Annotated in this window: 22 protein-coding genes and 3 riboswitches; of the genes, 9 read left to right on the plus strand and 13 right to left on the minus strand. The window is 60.5% G+C overall.

All coding sequences use genetic code 11. From position 1 onward, the window contains the following. Positions 1-7 precede the first annotated feature (7 nt). From ACZCWR_RS20670 to cbiE, 8 genes are all read right to left on the minus strand, one after another. Complete coding sequence (locus tag ACZCWR_RS20670; RefSeq protein ID WP_487303491.1) at positions 8-181, minus strand: DUF1328 domain-containing protein; 174 nt, start codon at positions 179-181, stop codon at positions 8-10. 156 nt (positions 182-337) lie between these two features. Then, positions 338-1,465 carry an OpgC domain-containing protein gene (locus ACZCWR_RS20675; protein WP_487303492.1) on the minus strand — a complete coding sequence of 376 codons (1,128 nt, stop codon included), beginning with the start codon at positions 1,463-1,465 and terminating at the stop codon, positions 338-340. 256 nt (positions 1,466-1,721) lie between these two features. Next, positions 1,722-1,940, minus strand: a complete 219-nt coding sequence (locus tag ACZCWR_RS20680) for a hypothetical protein (protein WP_487303493.1) — start codon at positions 1,938-1,940, stop codon at positions 1,722-1,724. 25 nt (positions 1,941-1,965) lie between these two features. Further along, positions 1,966-2,388: a hypothetical protein gene (locus ACZCWR_RS20685; protein ID WP_487303494.1), complete on the minus strand. Its 423-nt coding sequence runs from the start codon at positions 2,386-2,388 to the stop codon at positions 1,966-1,968. Positions 2,389-2,471: 83 nt separating this feature from the next. Next, positions 2,472-2,870, minus strand: a complete 399-nt coding sequence (locus ACZCWR_RS20690) for a DUF4186 domain-containing protein (protein WP_487303495.1) — start codon at positions 2,868-2,870, stop codon at positions 2,472-2,474. Continuing rightward, complete coding sequence (gene cobM, locus ACZCWR_RS20695) at positions 2,857-3,585, minus strand: precorrin-4 C(11)-methyltransferase (RefSeq protein ID WP_487303496.1); 729 nt, start codon at positions 3,583-3,585, stop codon at positions 2,857-2,859. The genes ACZCWR_RS20690 and cobM overlap by 14 nt, the downstream gene beginning before the upstream one ends. A gap of 9 nt (positions 3,586-3,594) precedes the next feature. Continuing rightward, positions 3,595-4,320, minus strand: coding sequence for a cobalt-precorrin-6A reductase (locus tag ACZCWR_RS20700; protein WP_487303497.1), 726 nt, complete (start codon positions 4,318-4,320; stop codon positions 3,595-3,597). Continuing rightward, a complete protein-coding gene (gene cbiE, locus ACZCWR_RS20705; protein WP_487303498.1) occupies positions 4,317-5,528 on the minus strand; it encodes a precorrin-6y C5,15-methyltransferase (decarboxylating) subunit CbiE in 1,212 nt (403 codons plus the stop codon). Before cbiE ends, ACZCWR_RS20700 begins: the two co-directional genes overlap by 4 nt. Before the next feature lie 67 nt (positions 5,529-5,595). Continuing rightward, positions 5,596-5,776, plus strand: a riboswitch (cobalamin riboswitch). Positions 5,777-5,834: 58 nt separating this feature from the next. Between cbiE and cobG the strand changes: the two genes are divergently transcribed. From cobG to cobJ, 4 genes are read left to right on the plus strand one after another with little or no spacing between them, the layout of a single operon-like run. Beyond that, positions 5,835-7,076: a precorrin-3B synthase gene (gene cobG / locus ACZCWR_RS20710; protein ID WP_487303499.1), complete on the plus strand. Its 1,242-nt coding sequence runs from the start codon at positions 5,835-5,837 to the stop codon at positions 7,074-7,076. Next, positions 7,069-7,695: a precorrin-8X methylmutase gene (locus tag ACZCWR_RS20715; protein ID WP_487303500.1), complete on the plus strand. Its 627-nt coding sequence runs from the start codon at positions 7,069-7,071 to the stop codon at positions 7,693-7,695. The genes cobG and ACZCWR_RS20715 overlap by 8 nt, the downstream gene beginning before the upstream one ends. Beyond that, the gene (locus ACZCWR_RS20720; protein WP_487303501.1) at positions 7,695-8,420 is read left to right on the plus strand and encodes a precorrin-2 C(20)-methyltransferase; all 726 of its coding nucleotides are present in this window, start codon (positions 7,695-7,697) and stop codon (positions 8,418-8,420) included. The genes ACZCWR_RS20715 and ACZCWR_RS20720 overlap by 1 nt, the downstream gene beginning before the upstream one ends. Next, complete coding sequence (gene cobJ / locus ACZCWR_RS20725; protein ID WP_487303502.1) at positions 8,408-10,042, plus strand: precorrin-3B C(17)-methyltransferase; 1,635 nt, start codon at positions 8,408-8,410, stop codon at positions 10,040-10,042. Before ACZCWR_RS20720 ends, cobJ begins: the two co-directional genes overlap by 13 nt. Here cobJ and ACZCWR_RS20730 read toward each other — a convergent pair. The 4 genes from ACZCWR_RS20730 to cobW form a co-directional block, all read right to left on the minus strand. Then, on the minus strand, positions 10,039-10,593 hold the full coding sequence (locus ACZCWR_RS20730) for a vWA domain-containing protein (protein WP_487304760.1): 555 nt from the start codon (positions 10,591-10,593) through the stop codon (positions 10,039-10,041). The two genes, cobJ and ACZCWR_RS20730, sit on opposite strands and share 4 nt — an antisense overlap. A gap of 113 nt (positions 10,594-10,706) precedes the next feature. Continuing rightward, positions 10,707-11,714, minus strand: a complete 1,008-nt coding sequence (locus ACZCWR_RS20735) for a magnesium chelatase ATPase subunit I (RefSeq protein ID WP_487303503.1) — start codon at positions 11,712-11,714, stop codon at positions 10,707-10,709. Continuing rightward, positions 11,711-15,484: a cobaltochelatase subunit CobN gene (gene cobN, locus ACZCWR_RS20740; protein WP_487303504.1), complete on the minus strand. Its 3,774-nt coding sequence runs from the start codon at positions 15,482-15,484 to the stop codon at positions 11,711-11,713. Before cobN ends, ACZCWR_RS20735 begins: the two co-directional genes overlap by 4 nt. A gap of 4 nt (positions 15,485-15,488) precedes the next feature. Further along, on the minus strand, positions 15,489-16,562 hold the full coding sequence (gene cobW / locus ACZCWR_RS20745) for a cobalamin biosynthesis protein CobW (protein ID WP_487303505.1): 1,074 nt from the start codon (positions 16,560-16,562) through the stop codon (positions 15,489-15,491). An 85-nt stretch (positions 16,563-16,647) separates the two neighbouring features. After that, positions 16,648-16,874: riboswitch (cobalamin riboswitch) on the minus strand. A 124-nt stretch (positions 16,875-16,998) separates the two neighbouring features. On the opposite strand from cobW, the gene ACZCWR_RS20750 reads away from it, so the two are divergent. From ACZCWR_RS20750 to ACZCWR_RS20765, 4 genes are all read left to right on the plus strand, one after another. Beyond that, positions 16,999-17,391 (plus strand): cobalamin biosynthesis protein, encoded by a 393-nt coding sequence (locus tag ACZCWR_RS20750; RefSeq protein WP_487303506.1) that lies wholly within the window; start codon positions 16,999-17,001, stop codon positions 17,389-17,391. Continuing rightward, a complete protein-coding gene (gene cobO / locus ACZCWR_RS20755) occupies positions 17,388-17,990 on the plus strand; it encodes a cob(I)yrinic acid a,c-diamide adenosyltransferase (protein ID WP_487303507.1) in 603 nt (200 codons plus the stop codon). Before ACZCWR_RS20750 ends, cobO begins: the two co-directional genes overlap by 4 nt. Before the next feature lie 4 nt (positions 17,991-17,994). Then, positions 17,995-19,293, plus strand: coding sequence for a cobyrinic acid a,c-diamide synthase CobB (locus ACZCWR_RS20760; protein ID WP_487303508.1), 1,299 nt, complete (start codon positions 17,995-17,997; stop codon positions 19,291-19,293). 74 nt (positions 19,294-19,367) lie between these two features. Next, positions 19,368-19,511, plus strand: a complete 144-nt coding sequence (locus ACZCWR_RS20765) for a DUF1289 domain-containing protein (protein WP_487303509.1) — start codon at positions 19,368-19,370, stop codon at positions 19,509-19,511. Positions 19,512-19,514: 3 nt separating this feature from the next. Here the strand turns inward: ACZCWR_RS20765 and ACZCWR_RS20770 are convergent, their stop codons facing one another. Beyond that, entirely contained in the window at positions 19,515-19,748 is a 234-nt protein-coding gene (locus ACZCWR_RS20770) for a CbtB domain-containing protein (protein ID WP_487303510.1), read from the minus strand. A 28-nt stretch (positions 19,749-19,776) separates the two neighbouring features. Continuing rightward, positions 19,777-19,895, minus strand: a riboswitch (cobalamin riboswitch). Positions 19,896-19,982: 87 nt separating this feature from the next. Between ACZCWR_RS20770 and ACZCWR_RS20775 the strand changes: the two genes are divergently transcribed. Continuing rightward, complete coding sequence (locus tag ACZCWR_RS20775; RefSeq protein ID WP_487303511.1) at positions 19,983-20,486, plus strand: histidine phosphatase family protein; 504 nt, start codon at positions 19,983-19,985, stop codon at positions 20,484-20,486. Positions 20,487-20,502 lie beyond the last annotated feature (16 nt).

A 20,502-nucleotide genomic window follows, 5' to 3' on the forward strand; every position in this document is an offset into this window, starting at 1 on the left:
GCGGACGTTAAAGCACGAGCGACCCCGCGCTGATCGCAATGACGAGGAACACGACGAAAAGAATCAGGAAGATAAAGAAGCAAATCTTCGCGATGCCCGCCGCGCCCGAGGAGACGCGCGTGAAGCCGAACAGGCCCGCGACGACCGAGATGATGGCGAAGAGGATGGCAAGTTTGAGCATGTCGACAGTCCAGTTTTTGTAGTGGTGCAGGACTGAGGGCAAGATGCGTGCCTCGGGTTTATCCCGAGTTCGAAGGCGGTTGGAGTGATCGACAGTTAGTTGCCTGTCCGAAGTTATAAAGAAGGCGGGAACGAAGTCCCGCCTGCTCTTGCAAACTCAACGCACGCGAACGTCCGCCGCGACCGCTGCCGTTCTGGTCGGCATGCGCGCACGAACCCAGTTCATCACCGGTTCGCGTACATGCGGCACGGCGAGCAACAGGCCGATGGCGATCGCATCGGCGGCGATTCCGGCGGGCACATTGACCAGGCCATCCGTCAGCGTGAAAAGAACGGAATCCACCGTGAGCGAAATGACCGCGCCCACGACGAAGCACACCATGCCCGCGCGCCCCACCGCGCCGACCCACGGCAGCCGCGCCGCCACGCGCCGCACCACGCCATAGCGCGCGAGATTCGTCGCGATCCACGCAATCGCAAGAAAGTTGATGACGCGCACGCCGGCGAGATCGCGCTTGAACGCGCTGTCGAGCGCAGGCGGCAACACGAGCAGCTTGTAATACGCCATGCCCGCGATGAGCACTGCGGCCAGTGCGCTCATCGCCCAGCCGAAACGGTTGGCGCTGACGCGTTGATAAATCGGCTGGCAGCGCGCGAGCACGCCGAGCATGAACATGAGTTGCCACGCGGCGGGATTGAAGTCCCACAGGTTGTCATCGACGGAAGGCATGTATTCGCCGATCTGCGGCGCGCACGCCCACAACGCGAGACTCAGGCCGAGCAGCAGCCACGGCTTGCTGCGCGCGAGTGGCAGAACCAGCGGCACGGATAGCGCGAACAGCGTGTACATCGGCAAGACGGCGGAGAGATACGGCTGACGTTCCAGCGTGAGAATCTGCGTGATCGAGGCGAGCGGTTCCGACGTGAAGCTGTCGAGATCGTGCAGCGCGAGGTTCGGCGCGTGGCCGAAGAACGGGCGCAACAGGAAGGAAGCGACGAGCATCAGCACGGCGGTCACGATGAACGCGCGGTAAATCTCGAACGCGCGCCGGATGAATCGCATGCGCGCGGCGCTTTCGGAGCGGCGCTCGCACATGGATACATAGGCTGTTGCGGTAGCGAATCCGCCGAGGAAGACAAACACTTCTGCGGCATCGTTCAGGGCGAACGCATGTAGCGTGAAGCGAGAAAGCATGCTGCCGCCGATATGATCGACGACGATGATAAGCATGACGAGCCCACGAAAGAAATCCAGCTCGACGAGACGATGAGGTTTATCGGACATGCGACGTGCGGTAAATCCTGCGGCAAGGACGACACAGGAAGAATGGAAAGGGGACTCGACAGACGAATGAGAGTTTACCCGCAAACCCACGTACGCACGCTCGAAATACCCGCAGAATTCCGTTTCAAATCCGCTATTTGTGGTATTTCGGCGTAAGTAATGGTGCGTTTTGGGCACGCGGCAAAACTTTCATCCACTTGGTGTCTTGAAATTCTTTCGAGTTCCTTTCAAACCGCACTAAATTTCCGGCCTTGGTTTAAAGCCGGTATTGCCGGGCATTGCGCCGGGCATGTGCCGAACCGCCTTCATAAGCGGCTTCCGCGGTATCGAAGAGCAGATTGCTCTCATGACGAATCTCGCTGACGCGCGGGCCGCCCATGTCGATATCGACGAGCGTGTAGCAGAAACCGCCCGCATCGCTCGAATCGACAACGACGTGAAATTCGTGACTGCCAACTTTTATCATGCGCGACATGGCGATTTCCAGAGGTAAGGCGGGTTCACATGAATCCGAAGTCGGAACTCAGCACCTTGATGGGTGAAGTCAGTCCGTCTCTGACCTTCCTCCCCGCAATGCCGAGCACATGCGTCAGATTGACGTGCGTGACCTCGCTGTCACTCGACAAGGAGCCGTCCGAACCGAACACGCGGTCGAGACACTCGCGCGTGATCTGAATCTGGAACGTTCTGTTCTGAATGGTTTCGCGAAAGAAGAGATCGCCTTCCAGCCAAAGAAAAGGACGGCTTCGCGAACCCTCGCCGGACAAGGCTTTCTGATAAAGACGCGTGCTGGACCGGTCGGCGCTCTCAAGCGAATTGCGCCCCGAGCAGCCCGGGCAAATAAAGAATATTCCGCTTGGATCGATTGCCGGTTGCACGGCTTCTCTCGGTATCTCGACGCTGCAGCGCTTGCATTTCCACATCACGGCCTCCTGCGTCGCCGATTCCGGTCTATCACTTTACGCCCAAGCTCATGGACTAGCGAGGCATTGTTTGTAACGTGCATCTAAAAGGGCAGCGTTCTTTGAGGATCGTCGATAAGCGTTGTTTCAATCGATGGTTGCGCGCGCAGCCAGCGCTCGATCGCCGCGACCACATGGCGACGTTCTGCTTCGTCGAGCGCCCTGCCCGCCGCGATGTCATGCCACTTCGCGAGACACGAACGGCAGCACGTTCCTGTTGCATGTTGCGCGATGAAAACCGGATGTCCGCGAAACGGTGTCTGCTTGCCATCATTGACGGGCGCTTGCGCTGCAATTCTCTTGCCGATCAGTTCATGCGCCTGCGCCACGATCGTTTCGATGCCGCGTTCGCGCAAATAACGCTGTTCACGCACGCCCAGCACGAAACGGCTGCGAAATTTGGATTGCGCCAATGCCGCGAACACGGCTTCAAGATCGCGCATGATAGAGCGTGGAATCCGCGAAATCGTCGGTATCGAGCACGCGGCCGACGAGAATCAGCGCGGTGCGTTCCATGCCTGCTGCACGCACTTTTTCTGCGATGTCGGCGAGCGTTCCGCGCACGCGTTCTTCATCGGGCCAACTCGCGCGAAAGACGACCGCGACGGGGCATTGCGCACCGTAATGCGGCAGCAACTCCGCGACGATGCGTTCGATATGCCGCACGCCGAGATGAATCGCAAGCGTCGCGCGATGGCGCGCGAGATCAGCAAGCGATTCGCCCTCCGGCATCGATGTTTTCGTGGCGTAGCGCGTGAGAATCACCGTCTGCGAAACGCCGGGCAAAGTGAGTTCGCATCCGAGCGTTGCTGCGGATGCAGCGGTGGCTGTCACACCCGGCACGATTTCATACGGAATCCCAAGTACCTTCAGACGACGAATTTGTTCGCCGATTGCACCGTACAACGAAGGATCGCCGGAATGCACGCGCGCGACGTCCTCGTCTTTTTCGTGCGCCGCCTGCAAGAGCGCGACGATTGCATCCAGATCGAGTTCGGCCGTATTCACCACCTGCGACGCGCGATGTCCTTCGAGCACTTGCGTCGGCACGAGTGAACCGGCGTAGAGAATCACCGGACACGTGCGAATCAATCGCTGTCCTTTGACGGTGATGAGTTCGGGGTCGCCGGGCCCCGCGCCGATGAAGTAGACGGTCATGTCGATTCTTTAGTTGAGCCATTGCCGCATAGCCTCGACGGCTTGCGCGGCGGTATCGAATTCCAGATCGGCGGCGGGCAGCGCGGGACGCGCGAGCATCACCACGGGCAAGCCACGTTCGCGTGCGACTGCGAGCTTCGCTTCGGTTGCCGTGCCGCCGCTGTTCTTGCTGATGACGACATCGACATTCAATGCATCGAACAATTCGCGCTCGCCTGTTATGTCGAACGGCCCGCGTGCATCCACGATACGCGAACGTGTGTTGCCCGCGTGCGCTTCGAGACAGCGTACGGTCCAGAATTGCGATTCGGGAATCTCATGCAGATGCGCAAGCGGCTCGCGCCCGAGCGTCCACAGCAGCCTTCGATAAGGCGCGACCGCTTCGACAATTGCGCGCCAATCCGCGACGTCGCGCCAGTCGTCGCCCGCTTGCGCATGCCACGGCGGACGACGCACGGCCCAAAGCGGCACATCGGCGTGCGTGCAGGCATCGCGTGCGTGATGACTCATTTGCGCGGCATAGGGATGCGTTGCATCGATCACGAGAGCGATGTTCGCATCGCGCAGAAAATGCACGAGGCCCGCGATGCCGCCGAATCCGCCCACACGTACTTCGCACGCGAGATCGTCGGGCACGCGGCCCAAACCCGCGAGGCTATAGACGTGCGGTGGATCGAGATGACGCGCGACGGCAAGTGCATCGCCGGTCCCGCCTAAAAGAAGCACACGCTTCATGGCTTGCTCACGCATAGCAGCACGATAGGCAAGGCCTGCCGCCATGTATCGAACGTGCCAAGCGGCTCCGCCTGCGCCACGTGGATGCGCGTAAGCTCGCCGTCATGTTGCGCACGCCATTGCACGAGCGCCATTTCGCTTTGCAACGTCACCGCGTTGGCGACGAGCCGCCCGCCTTGCCGCAGCTTCGTCCAGCATGTATCGAGCACGCCCGGCGCAGTCAATCCACCGCCGATGAACACGGCGTCCGGCGCATGCAAGCCTTCGAGCGCAGCGGGCGCTTCGCCCTTCACGAGTTGCAGCGCGGGCACGCCGAGCGCATCGCGGTTATGTTCGATCAGACGTTGACGGCCCTCGTTCGCTTCGATAGCAATCGCGCGGCAGGCATGATGCGCCCGCATCCATTCGATGCCGATTGAACCACTCCCCGCGCCCACATCCCACAGCAATTCGCCCGGCTGCGGCGCAAGACGCGCGAGCGTGATGGCCCGTACATCGCGCTTCGTGATCTGGCCATCATGCCGATACGCTTCGTCGGGCAACCCGCACGTGAGCGGCGGCCCCGCGTGCCCCGCATGCGTGCGGCATTCGATGGCGATGAGATTGAGCGCCGCGACCTCCGGTTCGCGCCAGTCATCGGCACGCTCATCGATGCGGCTTTCATGTTCGCCGCCCAGATGCCCGAACACAGTCATGCGGCTCGCGCCGAAACCATGCGCGGTCAATAACGCGGCAACGGTCGCGGGCGTGGTGCCATCCGCGCTCAATACGATCAAGCGTGAACCACGAAACGCGTGCGCGAGAAGCGACGCAGGCGGCCTGCCGACCAGCGACAGGAAGGTCGCATCCTGCAAGGCCCAGCCGAGACGCGCGGCTGCAAGCGATATCGACGAAGGCGCGGAAATCACGCGCATGTCGCTGCTATGCAGTTCGCGCGCGAGCGTTGCGCCGACGCCGAAGTGCATCGGGTCGCCGCTTGCGAGCACGCAGACGCGTTCGGTGCCTTGAGTGCGCTCGGCCAGCACTGCATCGAGCGAAAAAGGTTTAGGCCACGGCACGCGTCGCGCTTTCACGCGCGCAGGCATGAATGCGAGATGACGTTCGCCGCCGTGAATGGCATCGGCCTCGAACAGCGCGCGGCGTGCATCACGCGCGAGACCATGCCAGCCGTCCTCGCCGATTCCCACTACCGTCAGCCATGCGGACATGCGCGGTCTCCTTCGCAATGCATGATGCGCTTCGTGCCTAGCGCTAAAGGGTCTTTAAAAGCGGGCATAATACTTCTCGTTCGTCGGTGCCCATTTTTCAGGGCCTAACAGGGAACACAGCGAAACTGTGGCTGCCCCCGCAATTGTACGCAGCGAGTCCGCGCTCCACCGCCACTGGTTTCGACCGGGAAGGCTGGCGCGAATGAAGACCTGCCAGCCAAGAGACCTGCCGACACATCGCTTGAGCGCGACGCCAACCGGGCGGGGTGTACCGGTTCGCGACATGAGCGCCGAGCCCAATGGGCCATGTCCTTGAATTCTTTCGTATCCGCGTGTCCGGGGTTGATGCGCATCGTGCCTGCGCGCGATGGCGGGCTGGCGCGCGTGCGTCTCGCGGGCGGAGAATTGAGCGCGGATGCCGCGCATGCCGTGGCGCGCGCCGCCGTGCAATGCGGCTCCGGTGTGATCGAAGTGACCAACCGTGCGAATCTGCAAGTGCGCGGCATTCGTGACGATGCCCATGCGGAATTCATCGCGATTGCGCTCGATGCAGGTCTCGGTCCGTCATCGTCCGGTGGCGACGATCTGCGCAATGTCATGCTCAGTCCGCTTGCGAACGAATCCATTCGGGCGCTTGCTTTACGTATCGTCGATGCCTTGCAGGCCGATGCCGCGTTTCATGCGCTTTCGCCCAAGTTCGCCTGGCAACTCGATGGCGGCGAGCGTCTTGCCATGCTGCAACATCCGCATGATGTGTGGCTCGCCGCAATCGATGACGGTGCGCATTTCGCCTTTGGATTTGCGGGCTGCATGCCTTTATCCGCCGAGGATTTGCCTGCGGCTGGCGTTGTCGCGCGTGAGAATGTTGTGGCTTTCGCCATGAGCGTGACGCGCGCGTTTCTCGCGTTTGCATTGCCGGACGAGCATCGCATGCGGGATCTGCTTGCGCGTATTGGTACTTCGCAGTTTCTCGCATCGCTCGATAGTTCGTTTTCCCAAACACCGACATGGAGACGCGCGCCTGTCGATGCATCGCTCAGATTCGGCGCGCATGCAGGCTATGTCGGCGCGCAAATTCCACTCGGCCGCATGAACGCGACCACGCTCGAATCACTCGCCGACCTCACATCGACCCATGCGCAAGGTCGCATGATGATGACGCCGTGGCAAAGCGTGCTGATTCCGGGCGTCGAACGTCAACGTGCAAGCGAAGTGTCAGATGCTTTGAACACACTCGGCCTCGTCACCGACGTACGCGCGCCCTTTGCACGCATCATCGCATGCGCCGGTTCATCCGGATGCCTAAAGAGTCATGCCGACACGAAAGCCGATGCGCATCGCCTGTCCACGCTCATCGGCGAACATTCGGGCGAAGTGCATTTGAGCGGCTGCCCGCGTTCGTGCGCATCGGCGCGTCCTATCGAAACGACGCTGCTTGCCGTTGCGCCCGGCCATTACGATCTGTATCGCCACGCGCGTCTGGAAGCGCGCAACCTGACCATCGAAGAGGCAGCCGCGAGGCTTGCCCGGAGCCATGCCGATGTCTGATTACATCCGCGACGGTGCGGAAATCTATCGCCAGTCCTTCGCGACGATTCGCGCCGAAGCCGACCTCACGCACATCCCGCGTGACCTCGAAAAGCTCGCCGTGCGCCTGATTCATGCATGCGGCATGGTGGATATCGCAAACGATCTGCGCTTCTCGCCCGGTGCCGGCGATGCAGGCCGCAACGCGCTCATCGCAGGCGCGCCCGTGCTGTGCGATGCGCGCATGGTCGCGGAAGGCATCACGCGCGCACGCTTGCCCGCCGACAATCGCGTGATCTGCACGTTGAGCGACCCGTCCGTTGCCGAACGCGCCCGCGCCATGAACAACACGCGCTCGGCCGCCGCGCTCGAATTGTGGCGCGATCGACTGGAAGGCGCGGTCGTCGCTATCGGCAATGCACCCACGGCGCTCTTTCATCTGCTCGACATGATCGATGCCGGCGCGCCCCGCCCCGCGCTCATTCTGGGCTTTCCAGTGGGCTTTATCGGTGCGGCGGAATCGAAGGCCATGCTTGCAGCCGACAGCCGCGGCATTCCCTTCGTTGCATTGCCGGGCCGCCGTGGTGGCAGTGCGATGGCCGCCGCCGCCGTGAACGCGCTGGCATCGGAGGCGGAGTAATGAGCGGACGTCTCTATGGTCTGGGCGTCGGTCCGGGCGATCCTGAACTCATCACGGTCAAGGCGTTGCGGCTGCTCAAAGCCGCACCCGTTGTCGCGTATTTCGTGGCGAAGGGCAAGAAAGGCAATGCGTTCGGCATCATCGAACCGCATCTAGACAATGTGCAAACACGCTTGCCGCTGGTCTATCCGGTGACGACCGAAGCGCTCGAACCGCCCCTGTGTTATGAAACCATCATCAGCGCTTTTTACGATGAAGCCGCGCTCACGATTGCCGATCATCTCGAAGCAGGCCGCGATGTCGCCGTGATCTGCGAGGGCGATCCGTTCTTTTACGGCTCGTACATGTATCTACATGACAGGCTTTCCGGACGCTTCGATGCGCACGTCGTCCCCGGTGTCTGCTCGATGCTCGGCGGCGTCGCGGTGCTGGGCGTGCCGCTGGTCTATCGCAACCAGAGTCTTTCGGTGCTGTCCGGCGTTCTTCCGGAATCCGAACTACGAGACAAGCTGCAATGCGTGGATGCCGCCGTCATCATGAAACTCGGGCGCAATTTCGAAAAAGTGCGCCGCGTGCTCGTGGAACTGGGACTGGACAAACGCGCGCTGTATGTCGAACGTGCGACCATGGCCAATCAACGCATTGTTCCGCTCGATGAAGTCGATCCGATGGCATCGCCCTATTTTTCGCTGCTGGTCGTGCCGGGGGCGAAATGGCAGGCTTGAGTTCGTCATCGCCGCTTGCAATCGTCGTGCTGGGAAGCAGCGCGCTCGATACTGCGCGACGCATTCAGGCGAGCTTTCCCGGTTCGCTGGTGCATGGGCTTTCGCGTCGCGTGAGTGCGGATGTTGGCTATGAGGAATTCGGTGCGCATGTGCGCGCGTTGTATGCCGCGAATACGCCCATCGTCGCGTTGTGTTCGGCAGGCATCGTCATTCGCGCGCTTGCGCCGTGTCTTGCCGATAAGGTCGCGGAACCGCCCGTGCTCGCCATCGCGCAGGATGGCAGCGCCGTGGTGCCTTTGCTCGGCGGCATGAGTGGCGTGAACGTGATGGCACGTGAGATAGGTGCAGCGCTCGCGACCGCGCCCGCGATCACGACAAGCGGTGAATTGCGCTTCGGCATGTGCCTGCTTGCGCCGCCTGCGGGCTATGCACTCGCGGACATCGAGCATGGCAAGCGCTTCGTGTCCGATTTGCTTGCGGGTGGAACTACACGCATCGAAGGCAATGCGCCCTGGCTCGACGACGCCGACTTGCCTCTTTCTGATGATGCACGCCGTGTCGTGCGCATCACGCCGAATACGAGGCTCGACGATGGCAGTCTCACGATTCATCCGCGCTGCGTTGTCGCATGGATCGATGACGTCACGCCGGGCCTCGTGGAACGCCTGCGCAATGCATTGCAAGCACGCGATCTTTCGCCGCTCGCGCTTGCAGCCATCGTCGCGCCGCTCAGTGAGATGACATCGCCGATACTCGAAGAAGCAGCGCATGCGTTCGACGTGCCGCTTCGTTTCAACGAACGCAATCCTTTCGAATCGACGCTCCATATTGCGAACGCGCCCATCGATGCGCAGGCAATAGGCCGCGCGCGTGGCACGCTGACGGTGATCGGTCTCGGTCCCGGCAGCGCCGAACTCATGACGCCCGCCGCGAAATCCGCCCTGAACGCAGCGCAAGACATTCTCGGTTATGAAACGTATGTGCGCATGGCCGGCCCGTTCCGCGACGATCAACGCGCGCATCTCACGGACAATCGAGAAGAGTTGCAGCGTGCGCGGCACGCGTTCGAACTCGCAAGCGAAGGCCGTCGCGTGGTCGTGGTGTCCTCCGGTGATCCCGGCGTTTTCGCCATGGCCGCAGCCGTGTTGGAAGCGCTCGATGAAGGCCAGCACGCGCATCCCGAATGGAATGCAGTACGCCTGAATATCGTCCCCGGTGTATCCGCTTCGCTTGCGACCGCCGCGCGCGCGGGTGCGCCGCTGGGTCATGATTTCTGCGTGCTTTCGCTATCCGACAATTTGAAACCGTGGAGCGTGATCGAGCAACGCATTGCGCTTGCTTGCGAAGCCGATCTCGCGATGGCGTTCTATAACCCGCTGTCGAAAGCGCGGCCCTGGCAGTTCGATCGTGCCATCGATATCGTGCGGCAACATCGCGCACCGGCTACGCCCGTCGTCCTCGGAAGAGATATAGGCCGTCCCGGTGAAAGCCTGCGCATCATCACGCTCGAAGAACTGAACGGTACGCTCGTCGATATGCGCACGATGGTGATTGTCGGTTCATCCACCACGCGCAAAGTGGGCGAGCGCGTTTATACGCCGCGTTGGTACGCGAAAGATTAGTCGAGCAGATCATCTGCGCGAACGTGCTCGGCCTGCCATGTACGCGCAAGGGTTTCGCATCGACCGGTGCGCAGCGAGTCGTCATCGAAGTCCACGACGATGATCCGGTCCGCCCTCGGCGTAACAGGCGTCTCGTTCGTGCGTCCATCGGTGAGAAGCCAAAGCCAGCGACGCTGCGAACCATTGCGCCGCGCCGCACGTTCGAGCACGGTCGATGCACTCGCCAATCCGAGCGCGAGCGGCGTGCCCCCGCCTCCGCCGATGGGCGCAACCCATCGCTCGTTCCACCAATGCGCCGCGCCCGGTTCGCGCCGCACTTCCGCGCGGCCGCCGCCGAAGCACACGAGCGCGACTTGCGCGCGCTCCCGGTAAGCGCGATCGAACAGCGCCACGAGCATGCCCTTCGCGCGCGCGAGGCGTTCGCCTTTAAGCATGGACCCGGAACAATCGAGCACGAAACAATGCAGCAGAGAAGCATCGCCTGTCGCGCGGCGATAGCGTAGATGGCCCGCTTCCAGACGTCCTGCGCGTTTGGCGCGCAATGTCTTCATCCAGTCGATGCGCGTGCTCTCGTCGCCTGCGCTCGCTTTGCTGCGGCCGCGTTCAGGTGCGTCCAACCATCGTAGGCGATGCGTTTGCGCATCGGCGCGGCTTCCCCGATGGTTCAAGCTTTTTTTGCGGCGAGCGGCCTGACTTGTTTCACTTTGGCCGTGCCGACCGGCTCAGGCGGCAGATGTCCCCAGTCGGAATCGTTTTGATTTTTTGCTACGTTATCCGAAGCACGTTTTTGTGCGGACGGCGGAGCACTTTTATTCTCATGCCGACGATGCCGCAACACCGCTTCCGCTACTCTTTCCACATGATTCAGTTCGATTCGCTCTGCATCTTCGAACGCCGCCAGGGCACGCGCCGCACGCAGCATCACGAGGTCTGCGCGCAGCCCGTCCACGTATGCCTCGATGCACAGTTCGCTTACGCGTGCATGCACTGCGTCGTTGAAATCGAGCGATGAAAGTTTCTTGCGGGCAAGATGAATGCGCGCTTCGAGTTGCTTCTGCTTTTCCGCATGACGCGAGCGAAATGCTTCGGGTTCCATATCGAATGCAAGCCGCGCCTTCACGATGCGTTGCCGTTCCTCCGCATCGAAGACATTGCTCATTTCCACCGCCAGTCCGAAGCGATCGAGCAATTGTGGCCGCAATTCGCCTTCCTCGGGATTCATCGTTCCGATCAACACGAAACGCGCCTCATGCCGATGCGAAATACCATCCCGCTCGACGATGTTCGTGCCGCTCGCCGCGACATCGAGCAGTTGATCGACCAGCGGATTCGGCAACAGATTCACTTCATCCACATAAAGCACGCCGAGATGCGCCTTTGCCAGCAAACCCGGCGAAAACGTGACCGCGCCATCGCGCAACGCACCTTGAATATCCAGCGTGCCGATCAATTGCTCTTCGCTTGCGCCAAGCGGCAACGTGACGAGCCTTCCTTCGGGCAGCAGTTCGGCCAGTGCGCGCGCCGCAGTGGATTTCGCCGTGCCGCGTGGCCCGCTGACAAGCACGCCGCCGAGCATGGGATCGACCGCCGCAAGCAACAGCGCTTGTTGCAACGCATCCTGTCCGACCAACGCCGTGAATGGAAATACGGGAGTGAGAGAAGAATCGTTCACGTCTGTCGGCCTTCGATTTGCTGTTCCGCATCGAGAAGATGACGCGCGACATCATCTCGATACGCGCCCGGCGATCGCCACATGCCGCGTTCCATCGCTTCGAGAAGACGTTCGCAGATGGACTGCAACGCATGCGGATTATGTTGCGTGAGAAAGTCGCGTGTGTCGTCATCGAGCACGTAAGCATCGGTGACGAGCGCGTATTGATGATCGGATACCACGCGTGCAGTGGCGTCGTAGCCGAAGAGATAATCGACCGTTGCCGCAAGCTCCGAAGCGCCCTTATAGCCGTGCCGTTTCACGCCATCGATCCATTTCGGATTGACTACGCGCGAACGCACCACGCGCGAAATCTCTTCGTTCAGGGTACGCACGCGCGGTGAGGCGGGATTGCCATGATCCGCGTTGTAAGCGTGCGGTTGCGCGCCTGAAAGATGACGCACCGCCGCCACCATGCCGCCTTGAAACTGATGATAGTCGTTCGAATCCAGCAGATCGTGTTCGCGATTGTCCTGATTCTGGAGCACGACATCGAGCGTGGAAAGGCGCGTGCCGAAGCTCGCATGCGCTTCCACGCCGTCGCCCGTTTGCGAATAGGCGTAGCCGCCTGTCGCCTGATAAGCGGCGGACAGATCGGCATCGCTCTGCCATTGCTTCATGTCGATCAACTCTTGCAAGCCCGCGCCATACGCACCCGGCTTCGTGCTAAAGACACGCCAGCCTGCGCGACGGCGCGCTTCTTCTGCTTCCATTCCTTGCGCAATCAAATCGTCGCGTTCGCGCAGAATACGCGCGCGAATGGGGTTCACATCTGCGTCTTCGTCATCGAGTTCGGCGACGGCTTGCACGGCGGCATCGAAAAGATGCATGAGGTTCGCGAAGGCATCGCGAAAAAAGCCCGATACGCGCAAGGTCACATCGATACGCGGACGATTGAAGATCGACACCGGCAGTATCTCGAAGTCCGTCACGCGATGACTACCGGCCGCCCATTTGGGCCGCACACCCATCAGCGCGAATGCCTGCGCGATATCGTCTCCACCGGTGCGCATGGTCGCGGTGCCCCACACCGACAAGCCGATCGCGCGCGGAAAATCTCCGTTATCCTGAACATGTCGCTCCACAAGCAGATTCGCCGACTTGAGTCCGAGTGACCATGCAGCTTGGGTCGGCAGTGCGCGCGTATCGACCGAACAGAAATTGCGTCCGGTAGGAAGCACATCGGGACGGCCGCGCGATGGAGAACCGCTCGGGCCCGGCGGGACGAAGCGGCCTTCCAGACCGCGCTTGAGTTGCAAAAGCTCTTGCGGGCCGCATGCGTCGAGCTTATTGAGGACGTCGCCGCGCAAGCGCTTTAATACACGCTCCGCATGCGGTCCCGGCATAAGCGTTTCGTCTTCGATGTACTTGGCCGCAAGCCATTCGAGCCGCTCACGCGTGTCGCCATGATGACGCCACGATGCATCGCTCAGTGACGCGAGCGTATCGGGGCGCGGACCTGTCCACGGTGCGGCCCAGTCGGCGTCGAGCGGATCGAACGTATCGCCGAGATGCAGATCGCGCGCAATCGCCGTGATAAGGCTTGCATTCTCGCCTTGCGCATCGCCGATGGGAAAACGGCCTAGCGCAAGCAGCGTGTCGCGCCGTTGCACGCCTTGCGGCGACACACCGAACACATGCAGGCCGTCACGTATCTGCGCTTCCTTCAGTTCGCAAAGGTAAGCATCCGCACGCGTGAGCAACACATCTTCGCCCACGATATCTTGCGGCGCATCGATGCCGAGTTCCTCATGCAATCTGTTGCCGACGATATTGTCCAGTATCGACTTGCGCAAGAGTTTCGCGCGGCGCGCATCGACCATGATTGCTTCGTAGTATTCATCGACCTGACGTTCCAGATCTTGCAGCGGACCGTAGTTTTCCGCGCGCGTGAGCGGCGGCATCAAATGATCGATGATGACAGCCTGCGCGCGGCGCTTGGCCTGACTGCCTTCTCCCGGATCGTTGACAATGAACGGATAGAGATGCGGCATGGGTCCGAGAATGAGATCGGGCCAGCATGATGCCGACAAGGCCACGCTCTTGCCCGGCAGCCATTCGAGATTGCCGTGCTTGCCGACATGTATCAGCGCATCGGCCTGAAAACGCGTGCGCAGCCAGATATAGAAGGCGAGATACGCATGCGGCGGCACGAGTTCGGCATCGTGATAACGCGCGTAATCATTACGCTCGCGCGAACGCGAGGGCTGAATGCCGATGAATATTTCGCCGCAGCGCAGGCCCGCAATCATGAAACGGCCGCGCCGGATGGTCGGGTCTTCTTCCGGCGCGCCCCATGTTTTTTCGAGCGCCTGACGTGCATCGAGCGGCAAGCCTTGATACACGGCGAGATAGTCATCGAGTGCGAGGCTCTGCAACGCGGGCCTGAGATCACGAACGACGGGATCGTTCGTTACGCCCTCGGTGAGCGCTGCGATGAGCGCGTCGCCGGTCGCGGGAATGTCGCCGGTGCGATAACCCTCGCGCGCCAGCATCGACAAAATATTGATGGCCGATGCGGGTGTGTCCAGTCCCACGCCATTGCCAATGCGCCCTTCGCTTGCCGGATAGTTCGCCAGCACCATGGCAATGCGTTTATTCGCGTTCGGTGTCGCGCGCAGACTGCACCAGCGGCGGCTGAGTTCCGCGACGAAAGACACGCGCTCGGCATCGGCCTGATAACGCACCACATCTACCTGCGTATGCTTGCAATAATAAGCAAGGCCTTTGAAACTCACTGCACGCGTGATGATGCGTCCATCCACTTCCGGCAATGCGACATGCATGGCTACATCGCGTGAATTGAGTCCGTGATTGTCCTTGAGCCAGTCATCGCGATTGCCACCGCTCAGAATCACTTGCAGCACGGGCGCATCACCCGCGATCTCGCACGGTTCGCTCTCGCCGATGATGCTCGCCGCGAAAGCCGTCGTATTGAGCACGAGCCGTACATCATGCTGCGCACACAAGCGTTCGACCACTTCACGGCTCACGCTTTCCTTGAGCGATGAAATCGCAATGGGCAAAGGATTGAGGCCTTGTTTTTCGAGCGCATCGACGAGTGCGTCGAATACTTCCACGTTGCCCGATTGCAAATGTGCCCGATAAAAAAGAATGGCAACGACACTTGCGCCTTCGGTCCAGCGCGCTTGCCAGTCGGCGACCGATGCCATTTCGCGCGCAGGATGATGAATCGCGACAGCGGGCAATGCAACAGGCAACGGCGGTTCTTTCCCGAAGCCGAGCGCGTGATGCGCTATCGCACGCAGGAAGTTTTGCGCGTTACGTGGGCCGCCTTCGCGTAAATAGCGCGATAAGGTTCGGCAAAAAACCGGCTCCGCCGTGCTCTTGCCAATCAGATTCGGGTCTTCGCTCAGATCGCCTGAAAACATCGCAAGCGTCTGCTTTTCACGCTTGGCCAGCGCGACAAGCCGTTCGATCCCATAAGGCCAATAAGATTCGCCACCCAAATGATCGACGATGACGGCTTTAGCGTGACGCAATACGTCATCGATATAAAAGTCTACTGACGCGGGCTGCCGCAGAAACGCGAGATTGACTAGCCGCACTTCGGGAAAGCCTTTTTCCAGACGCGGGAACACGCTCGCAAGCAGCGCGAGCGTGGTGTCGGCAGAACTCAGTATGACGATAGGCGCACGCGTCTGCTCGATCCGCATGACGCCTTGCGCGTCATCGACGAAGCCTCCCGGTGTCGTGCGCAGCAGATGCATTGCGTCAGGCGCTCGCGAGCGCAGTATCGAACGCGCGTTGCAGCGTGCGCTTGTCGAGGTCTTCGCCGATCAGCACGAAGCGGCTCTCACTCGTGTCTTCCTGCGATTCCCAGCGCCGGTCGAAATAACTGTCGAAGCGGCGGCCCACGCCTTGCACGACCAGACGCATCGCAGCACCGGGCAACGCCGCAAAACCTTTCACGCGATAAATCGTGTGCTGCTCGACCAGCGCATGCAGTGCCGCCAATGCCTGTTCGCGCGATTCGATTTTCGCGCGCACGACGACCGAATCGAACTCGTCATGATGATGATCGGCATGGCCTTCTTCATCAGGCGAACCGTGATGATCGTGCCGCAAATGAATCGAATCTTCCGATGCAGCCTGAAGTCCGAGCAACGCATGAATATCGAGCCGGCCATTATGTGCAGGCACGATCTTCACTTCGGCGGGAATTTCCGGACGCACGAGCGCTTCGACCCGGGCAAGCGCGGCGTCGTCCATCAAGTCGGTTTTGTTGACGATGACGAGGTCCGCCGCGCTCAATTGATCTTCGAACAATTCATGCAGCGGCGATTCGTGATCGAGATTCGGATCGGCCTTGCGTTGCGCATCGACAGCGACAGGATTGGCCGCGAACTGACCGCTCGCGGCAGCAGGACCGTCCACCATCGTGATGACCGAGTCCACCGTGAAGGCGTTGCGGATCGACGGCCAATTGAATGCCTGCACGAGCGGCTTGGGCAAGGCGAGACCCGACGTTTCGATCAATACGTGATCGATATTCTCGCGGCGTTCGACGAGTTGCTCCATGACCGGATAGAACTCTTCCTGCACCGTGCAGCACAGACAGCCATTGGCCAACTCATAGAGATTGCGGTCCTGTGAGCCGGGTTCATCTTCGCAGCCTATACCGCAGCCTTTTAGAATTTCCCCGTCGATACCCAATTCGCCAAACTCATTGACGATCACTGCAATGCGCTTACCTTGCGCATGGGAAAGAATGTGGCGCATGAGCGTAGTCTTGCCGCTACCGAGAAAACCGGTGACCACCGTCACGGGAATCTTGCGAGTTTGCATCCTAGCTCCGGGCTGCCGTGCGCGCCATGCCTTGACGCAGGGCGAATATGAAGAATCGTGGTCCGCGCCGCATCCCCGCGGCAACGAACCTGCTTGAAGTCTGGCCGGTATCCGAGCTGACGAAAAGCCGCTTCGCCTTCCCACGCTTTAATAGCGCAGTGGCTTCGAAGCCGGCTCGCCGCACGCCTTCATGCGCGGCATTCGCCTAATCGTTGCGGGGGCAGCGCAGGCTGGGCGTGCGTCCATAGAACGATACGCCTTCTGCTTCCCGTTTAACTGCGCCCGAAAGAAACCCGCGCGCGAGCACCAAAACTGCGTGAAAGTCTAGGCCCGGCGACGTTCCGCGTCAAGAAAACACCTGTTTTGAGCGGCCCTTTCGATTAAAGCAATGTGGTATCGTTGGCCCGCATCGAACGTGTCATTCTTTAGTCGAGCCATGACAGCACATCTCGCCCTGGGCATCGGTTGCAGGCGCGGCACGAGTGCCGATGCAATCGAACATGCCGTGCGCGTCGCACTCGGTGCGCGCGATCTTGGCGATATCGTTTGTATTGCAAGCATCGACGTTAAACGCAATGAGGAAGGCCTGCTTGCTTTCTGCACGCTTCATCGCTTGCCTTTAAGGTTTTTCAGCGCGGATGAAATCGCGCAAGTCGCTTCGACCTTGGACGCGCGTTCGGTTAAAGCGCAGAAACACATGAACGTCGATGGTGTGTGCGAGCCGTGCGCGCTATTGGCAAGCAATCATGGAACACTTATCGTCGGCAAGACTATCGTGGGCGGCGTGACCGTCGCCATTGCACAAACGTCCGTGAAATACGAAGCATGAAGACCGATACCGAATCTCATCTGCGCATGACGCAGCGTCGTAAAGAAGGCCACGATAGAAAGCAAGCTGCCGCCGATCATGAAAAAGGCCTTTTGATGGTCAATACAGGCAATGGCAAGGGCAAGACCACGGCTGCTTTCGGCATGGCGGTGCGCGTGCTCGGTCACGGCATGAGACTCGGCGTGGTGCAATTCATCAAAGGCGCGCTGCATACATCGGAACGCGATTTTCTTGGCGCGGTCGCCAACTGCGATTTCGTCACGATGGGCGACGGCTATACATGGAACACGCAGAATCGCGATGCCGACATGGCCACCGCGCGCCGTGGCTGGAACGAAGCATGCCGCATGATTCAAAGCGGCGAATATCAAATGGTCGTGCTCGACGAACTCAATACGGTTCTCAAATACGAATACCTGCCGCTCGATGAAGTGCTCGACGTGCTCAAGGCGCGGCCCGCGATGCTGCATGTCGTCGTCACGGGGCGGCATGCGCCGGACGCACTCGTCGAACTGGCCGATCTCGTCACGGAAATGCGGCTGGTGAAGCATCCTTATCGCGAGCAAGGCGTTAAAGCGCAACGCGGCGTCGAGTTCTGAGCGCATGCCTGATTGCCCTGCTCTCTTCATCGGCGCGAGTGCGTCGCATCAAGGCAAGACCACGGTCACGGCGGCGCTTGCGCGTCATCATGCGCGGCGCGGTCTGCGTGTTCGCGTGTTCAAGACCGGCCCGGATTTTCTCGATCCGATGATCCTTCAACGCGCCTGCGGCACACCGGTCTATTCGCTTCATCTCGGGATGGTCGGTTTCGATGCATGCCGCACCATGCTTGCAAAAGCGGCGGAGGAAGCGGACCTCATTCTCATCGAAGGCGTGATGGGTCTGTTCGATGGCACGCCCAGCAGCGCCGATCTCGCCGCCGCGTTCAATGTGCCGGTGCTCGCGGTGATCGGTGCGCATGGCATGGCGCAGACCTTCGGCGCGATCGCGTATGGTCTTGCGCACTATCGTGACGACATCACGTTTCATGGGGTGCTTGCGAATCGCGTGGCATCCGAGCGTCACGCGCAAATGCTCTCGGAAGCCATTCCGCAAGGGCTTCAGTATTGCGGACATCTTTCGAATGCGGACGATATCGCGCTGCCTGCGCGTCATCTCGGTCTCACGCAAGCCGATGAAGTCGAAGGTCTCGATGCAAGACTCGATCGTGCGGCGGACGCCATTGCCAAGACCACGCTCGTCGAATTGCCTTCGGCCGTGCGTTTCGATAAAGGCGAGACGACACCGCCGCCGCGCTTGCTCGAAGGATTGCATATCGCCATTGCGCGCGACGATGCATTCTCATTCATCTATCCCGCGAACATCGATCTGCTCGAAGCGATGGGCGCACGCATCAGCACGTTCTCGCCGCTCGCCGATGAACCCGCGCCTGAAAACGCCGACGCGCTCTATCTGCCCGGCGGCTATCCCGAACTTCATGCTGCGCGTTTGAGTGTGAATGCACGCACGCGCGCATCGATCGCGGCGCATGTGGAGCGTGAAAAAGCTGTCGTTGCGGAGTGCGGCGGCATGCTTTATTTGCTCGACACGCTAACGGATATAGAAGGCAAGCGTCACGCAATGCTGGGCCTTTTGCCCGGCCATGCCCTCATGCAACGACGGCTTGCGAGGCTTGCCATGCAACGCGTCGATACATCGCATGGTGCATTGACCGGCCACACGTTCCATTACTCGACGCTTGATACACCGATGCATCCCACGCTGCATGCTTCGCACGCCACGACGGGCGCGACGGGAGAAGCGTTCTATCGTCATGGGCCTATTAAGGCGACCTATATGCATGCCTATTGGCCTTCGAATCCTGCTGCCACTGCCGCGCTTTTCTTAAAGAGACCGCTATGAGCGATTTGTCATACACAGTCGAGCGCGCAAAGACAGAAACACCTGCAGGCTCGCCATGCACAGGGGTGTGCCGAATGGATCTGGGACACGGCCTATGCTCGGGCTGCTTCAGAAGCCGCGCCGAAATCAAGCACTACAAGTCGATGGACGATCAGGCAAGGCGCGACGTCATCGATCTATTGATCGACCGCCGCGCGCGTTTGACTTATGCGCCTTGAGCCTTAATGACACGGAAAGCCGAGCAAGTGCCGGCCATCGTGAACGAACTCGTGGATGTACATCCCCGAGAAGATGGAGGTCGCGCCCTGCTCCGCACCCACGAAATAAATCGCAAGCAAGAGAATGAGGCCGATGAATATGGCCCACGGCAAGACTTCGCGCGCCGGAAGCGGCACCGGTGCATCGAAAGCGGGCGAATGTTGGCTTGCGGAAAAAGCGTTGTTTGAAGCGTTCATTAGGTTCTCCAGGGAAAAGCGCGTCCCGAACGACGAACTGCTTGCAGCGGGGTCTGACTTGCGGTTGAGCTAAAGAAAACCGCTTACAGTGGCGCGACCGTGCCGGATTTGCACCGGCTTCCTCGCACTGCAGGCTTGCCATTCTATGACGAATAAAGGCAAAGTGAAACGACTTAGCGCTCGAGACCAATTCTCTTGGACTTTATTCTTTTATGCCACGCCGCGACGCGCGCCATGAAAACGGGCTATTTCCCAACGGACGATGACCCCGTGGAACGCGACGAAAGCGCGGCGCTGGCCGGACGCTTCGAAGGCGAAGTCATCACCAGTCCGGCGCGCTCCGCACGTCAGACGGCTGAATGGATCGCGCCGACGCGCGAGATCGATTCCAGCTTCGCCGATATGAATTACGGGCGCTGGCGTGGCTTATCCGTGAGTGAGACCGGCGAATGCGAGCCCGAAGCCATCTCCGCATGGCTCACGAATCCGCACGCACGGCCACATGGCGGCGAGAGCATCGCGATGCTGTCGGAGCGCGTTATCGGCGCACTCCAAGGTTATGCTATGAATGGCAAGACGGAGCGCTACATTATCGTGACGCATGCGATCGTCATCAAGGCAGCGGTGGCGCATGCGCTTGGCGAACCGCTCGAATCGATATTCGGCATGGACTTCGCGCCCTTGACTTCAATCATCCTGAGGCATGAAGCAAGCAGCTCATGGGCGCTCGTGCCTTAGCTTCGCTGCACACTCA

The organism is Caballeronia sp. A2-2 (genome assembly GCF_057612605.2).